This is a genomic window from Segeticoccus rhizosphaerae, from assembly GCF_009192725.1.
Lineage (GTDB): Bacteria > Actinomycetota > Actinomycetes > Actinomycetales > Dermatophilaceae > Segeticoccus > Segeticoccus rhizosphaerae.
On the sequence record NZ_VOHR01000278.1, the window covers coordinates 1 to 4,931 of the forward strand.

At 70.8% G+C, this 4,931-nt stretch carries 7 protein-coding genes; 4 read left to right on the forward strand and 3 right to left on the reverse strand.

What is annotated here, in order from left to right; all coding sequences use genetic code 11:
• Positions 1–619 (forward strand): DMT family transporter (locus FRW57_RS17120; protein ID WP_203230385.1); only part of this gene is annotated, 619 nt, incomplete at its 5' end.
• Between the two features lie 70 nt (positions 620–689).
• On the opposite strand, the gene FRW57_RS17125 is transcribed toward FRW57_RS17120, so the two are convergent.
• On the reverse strand, positions 690–1,010 hold the full coding sequence (locus tag FRW57_RS17125) for a DUF7455 domain-containing protein (protein WP_137119801.1): 321 nt from the start codon (positions 1,008–1,010) through the stop codon (positions 690–692).
• Positions 1,011–1,311: 301 nt separating this feature from the next.
• Here FRW57_RS17125 and FRW57_RS17130 point away from each other — a divergent pair, with 301 nt between their 5' ends.
• The gene (locus FRW57_RS17130; RefSeq protein ID WP_152186561.1) at positions 1,312–2,157 is read left to right on the forward strand and encodes a bifunctional methylenetetrahydrofolate dehydrogenase/methenyltetrahydrofolate cyclohydrolase; all 846 of its coding nucleotides are present in this window, start codon (positions 1,312–1,314) and stop codon (positions 2,155–2,157) included.
• The gene (locus FRW57_RS17135; RefSeq protein ID WP_137119799.1) at positions 2,154–2,564 is read left to right on the forward strand and encodes a DUF3017 domain-containing protein; all 411 of its coding nucleotides are present in this window, start codon (positions 2,154–2,156) and stop codon (positions 2,562–2,564) included. The genes FRW57_RS17130 and FRW57_RS17135 overlap by 4 nt, the downstream gene beginning before the upstream one ends.
• Before the next feature lie 70 nt (positions 2,565–2,634).
• Here the strand turns inward: FRW57_RS17135 and FRW57_RS17140 are convergent, their stop codons facing one another.
• Positions 2,635–3,624: a malate dehydrogenase gene (locus tag FRW57_RS17140; protein ID WP_137119798.1), complete on the reverse strand. Its 990-nt coding sequence runs from the start codon at positions 3,622–3,624 to the stop codon at positions 2,635–2,637.
• 157 nt (positions 3,625–3,781) lie between these two features.
• Complete coding sequence (locus tag FRW57_RS17145) at positions 3,782–4,363, reverse strand: TetR/AcrR family transcriptional regulator (RefSeq protein ID WP_202911342.1); 582 nt, start codon at positions 4,361–4,363, stop codon at positions 3,782–3,784.
• A gap of 139 nt (positions 4,364–4,502) precedes the next feature.
• Between FRW57_RS17145 and FRW57_RS17150 the strand changes: the two genes are divergently transcribed.
• Positions 4,503–4,931 (forward strand): MFS transporter (locus FRW57_RS17150; RefSeq protein WP_152186562.1); only part of this gene is annotated, 429 nt, incomplete at its 3' end.

Here is a 4,931-nt window from a genome sequence, read left to right on the forward strand (position 1 = left end):
CGGGCTGGGCGTGGACCGGCTCGGGCTCGGCCCGGCCGGCCGCACCGACGTCACCCGGGCCAGGATGCTCGCCGCCCTGCTGGCCATCGTGGGGGTCGCCGTCGCCGTCTTCGGCGAGCACGGCACCTCGACGGTCGCGCTGCTCCCGGCCGTGCTGGCCTTCCTCGTCGGTGTCTCGTCCGCCGCGCAGCAGGCGGTGAACGGCAAGGTCAACGGGGTGTCCCGGCAGCCGCTGTCGACGACCTGGCTCAACTTCGCGACCGGCACCGTGCTGCTCTTGGTCCTCACCGGGATCGTGGCCCTGGCCCGGTCCGACGGCGGAGGCTCGGGCGCCGGCACGCCTCCGTGGTGGTCCTGGCTCGGCGGGCTGTGCGGGATCGGGTTCATCGCCCTGGCGGCCTGGGCGGTCCGTCACACGGGCGTGTTGCTCTTCGGGCTGGTCACGTTGTCGGGACAGCTGCTTACCGCACTCGCGCTGGACCTCGCCTCGCCCCGCACGAGGGGCCAGATCGGCACCCAGGTCGTGCTGGGTCTCGCGATCACGCTGGCCGCTGCGGCGATGGCGAGCGTCGCTGCCGGCCGGAGGCGCTCACAGGCCGCGCGCCGAGCCAGCGCCTGAATCCGGACTCAGCTGCTGGGGTGAGCGCCGCGTCGACGACGTCCGGAATCGCCCGCGAACAACGAGAGATTCAGCCCTGCGTCACGGCAGCGGGAGCCACGCGATCACGCTCGTCGTGCACGAAGGCGCCGGCCTCGAGCAGTCGGGGCTCGTGGGCGCGATAGTGGTGCCCGCGGAAGTACAACGGCCGGTCGACCCGGGGGATCCAGGCACGCACCAGTGCTTCGACACCGCAGGTTCCCGGACGCATCCGCCGTCCCTTGGCGTCCGGGACCGACCCGAGTGCGTCGCACCGGTCGTTCTTGGTCAACGGTCGGGTGGCCGCCAGCGGCAGCACCCTTCCGGTGCTCGGATCACGCAGGTCGGGGCGGTCGAGGGTGGGCGTGCTCATCGTGGTGTCCTGACTGGCTCGTGAGTCGACAAAAGGCCTACGAACGCTGCCCCGAGCGGCCAGCCGGGACAGTGACAGGCACAACGCCCGCCACTCGCGACAACGCCGCTCAACTGAGAATCATTCCCACGAGGCCTCGCGGTCCGAGCGGTCGAAGCACATGTCGATGCTCGCGCAGCCGTCGGCGCCAAGGGTGGTCGGGTTGGAGGCCGAGGTGATCGGGCCAGTAATGGACCACCGCCGGGCAGGCGGCGCCGACAGTCATCGTCCGTCGGGATCGGCCATGGCAGGATGAGGTCCCGTGACGGCAACTCTCCTGGACGGCAAGGCCACCCTCGCGACGATCAAGGCAGAGCTCAAGTCGCGCGTCGCCGAACTGCGGGAGCACGGAATCGTCCCGGGTCTTGGGACCGTGCTCGTGGGGGATGACCCGGGCAGCCGGTGGTACGTCGGTGCCAAGCACCGTGATTGCGAAGAGGTCGGCATCGCCAGTCTCCGCCGCGACCTACCCGCCACGTCCACCCAGGCGGAGGTCGAGGCGGTCGTCGACGAGCTCAACGCCGAGCCCGCGTGCACCGGGTTCCTCGTCCAGCAACCCACCGGACTGGACGAATTCGCTCTCCTCTCCCGCGTCGACCCGGCCAAGGACGTCGACGGCCTGCACCCGTTCAACCTCGGCTGTCTGGTGCTCGGCGAGACGGGGCCGCTGCCGTGCACCCCGATCGGCATCATCGAGCTGCTTTGCCGGTATGACGTGCCGCTCGCCGGCGCGCACGCCGTCGTCGTCGGTCGCGGACTCACCGTCGGTCGCCCCCTCGGCCTGCTCCTCAGCCGCAAGAGCGAGAACGCCACCGTCACGCTGTGCCACACAGGGACCCGCGACCTGCCGGGGCTCGTGCGGCAGGCCGACATCGTGGTTGCCGCAGCCGGGCAGCCGGGCCTCATCACCCCCGACATGGTCAAGCCCGGTGCCGCCGTCATCGACGTCGGCGTGTCCCGGGTCGACGGCAAGGTGGCCGGTGATCTGGCCGACGGCGTCGACGAGGTGGCTGGGTGGGTCTCGCCGAACCCCGGTGGGGTGGGGCCCATGACGCGAGCGATGTTGTTGACCAACGTGGTCGAGGCCGCCGAACGCCAGCGAGCATGAGCGACCGCCCGCTCGGGGTCTGGTGGGTGCTCGCTGCCGGACTCGTGGTGGGCCTGCTCCTCATCGCTGACGGCCACCTGCTGCGGGGTGGCTACGTCATCGCGGGCTCCCTTGCCCTGTCGGCGTTCTTGCGGCTGGTGCTTCCGCCTGCCGCCGCCGGCAGCCTGGCGGTGCGCTCGCGGGCGACCGACGTCGTGGTCATGCTCGCGCTGGCCGCGGTCCTGGCGGGAGTGCTCTCGGTCCTGGACATGCGCCCCCGCGGTCCGGGTTCGGTCAACGGCGCGGCAACAGCCGCGGCCCCCGCGGCATCGTCATCGACGTCTGGGATCGCACCCGGCGCAGCATTGCCGACCACCGCAGCGCAGTCGGCAACGCGGGCCCGGCCGCCCATCTCGCTGGAAGGCTGAGTCCCGCCGAGGCGACAGACGCGAAACGGCCCCGGCAGCCGGTGCTGCCGAGGCCGTCGTGTCGCGGCCGTCAGGAGAGCAGGCCGAGCTTGCTCACGGCGTCGCGCTCCTCGGTGAGCTCCTTGACCGACGCGTCGATGCGGGCGCGCGAGAAGTCATCGATCTCGAGCCCCTGCACGATCTGCCACTTCCCGTCCTCCACGGTCACCGGGAAGGAACAGATCAGCCCCTCCGGCACGTCGTAGGAGCCGTCGGACGGCACCGACATGGAGACCCAGCGCCCGTCGGTGCCCAGCTGCCAGTCACGAGCGTGGTCGATGGTCGCCGACGCGGCGGAGGCGGCCGAGGAGGCGCCGCGCGCGTCGATGATCGCCGCGCCGCGCTTGGCGACGGTCGGGATGTAGGTCTCCTCGATCCAGGTCTGGTCGCCGACCGCCTCGACGGCGCCCCGGCCGCCGACCTCGGCGTGGAAGAGGTCGGGGTACATGGTCGAGGAGTGGTTGCCCCAGATCGACAGCTTGCTGATCTCGGTGACCGGCACGCCCAGCTTCTTGGCCAACTGGGCGGTCGCACGGTTGTGGTCGAGCCGGGTGAGCGCGGTGAACCGCTCGCGCGGGATGTCGGGCGCGTTGCTCATCGCGATCAGGGCGTTGGTGTTGGCCGGGTTGCCGGTGACGGTGACCTTGACGTCGTCCGCGGCGACTTCACTGAGCGCCTTGCCCTGCGGTGCGAAGATCCCGCCGTTGGCCTCGAGCAGGTCACTGCGCTCCATGCCCGGGCCGCGCGGGCGGGCGCCGACCAGGAGCGCGTGGTTGACGCCCTCGAAGACCTTCTTGGGGTCGTCGCCGGTCTGGACACCGGCCAGGGTCGGGAACGCGCAGTCGTCCAGCTCCATGACGACGCCCTCGAGCGCCTTGAGGGCGGGCGTGATCTCGAGCAGACGCAGCTCGACCGGGGTGTCCGGGCCGAACAGGGCGCCGCTTGCGATGCGGAAGAGCAGGCTGTAGCCGATGTTGCCGGCGGCGCCGGTCACGGCGACCTTGATGGGTGTGGTGCTCACGGTGACGACCCCTTCAGGCGAATGAGTTTGGGTACGAAAGCGACGTTAGCAGCGTGTGCGCCAGCAGATCGGGGCGAGTCATCGGGACCGGGGCAGTCGTGAGAGGGGAGCGCTCCCTCGAGGGGGCCGCTCGCCCCGCAACAGGAAGCAGTGGGACTCAGGCGCGCAGGCCGTCCAGCACGACCTCGACCATCCGCGCGGCCTGGTCGGGTTCGAGCGCGCCCATCATCGTGCAGCCGCCCACCAGGCGGGTGACGTCGGAGGCAGACACATCGGCCCGCACGACACCTGCCTGCTGCGCCCGCTCGAGCATCGTGGTCATCGCCGCGGAGACGGTCTCACGAGAGTGCGTCATGGTGGCGGAACCCTTGCCGATGGCGTCGAAGAGCTGTTGGAACAACGCGCGCTTGGACACGGCATACGCGCTGAACTCCGTGATCCAGGTGCGGAACGCGGACCAGACGTCGGCTTCGTCGGCCAGTTCCACGGCCCGGCCGGCGATCGCGTCGACATCGTTCCTGTAGATGGCCTCGAGCAGGTCGAGCCGGGTGGGAAAGCGGCGGTAGAGGGTGCCGATGCCGACGCCCGCGCGGCGGGCGACGTCCTCCAGCGGGGCGTCGGCGCCGTGCTCGACGAACTCCGCGCGGGCCGCCTCGATCAGCTTGGCCTGGTTGCGTTGCGCGTCGGCGCGCAGGGGGCGCTCCGTCGTCGCCGCGTCCGACGCCTTGGGCGTCACCACCTGGGGCACCTCCGTCATCTCGGTCCGAGAACGTGCTCGGAAATTCGTCGTCCGAAACCTCTTGCGAAGTGGAGGACGCCTCCGTATCGTAATGGAGGGCGCCTCCACTTACCGATGATACCTCGAAGGAACCACCTCAATGTCCTCTCAGACTAACCTCCTGCTGCGCGGCGCACCTGCGCCCGCGCAGCCTCGTCACAGCAAGACCGTGCTGCTCGCCGTCATCCTCGTCGCGCAGCTGATGGTGGTGCTCGACATGAGCATCGTCAACGTGGCGCTGCCCTCCATCCAGCAGGCCCTCGGTTTCACCTCGAGCGGCCTGTCCTGGGTGCTCAACGCCTATACGCTCGCCTTCGGCGGCCTGCTGCTGCTCGGAGCGCGGGCGGGTGACATCTTCGGACGTCGCCGCGTGTTCCTCGCCGGGGTCGCCGTCTTCAGCCTCGCCTCGCTCGCCGGCGGCCTCGCCACGGCGGGGTGGTGGCTGCTCGCGGCGCGCGGTGTGCAGGGCTTCGGCGCGGCCCTCGCCGCTCCGGCCGTCCTCGCGCTGCTGGCCTCGGAGTTCCCGGAG

Bases quoted from the DNA above. Each gene is read 5' to 3' on its own strand.
- FRW57_RS17125 (WP_137119801.1), bottom strand. From the start codon at position 1,010: ATGAGCACGCCCACCCTCGACCGCCCCGACCTGCGTGATCCGAGCACC.
- FRW57_RS17135 (WP_137119799.1), top strand. From the start codon at position 2,154: ATGAGCGACCGCCCGCTCGGGGTCTGGTGGGTGCTCGCTGCCGGACTC.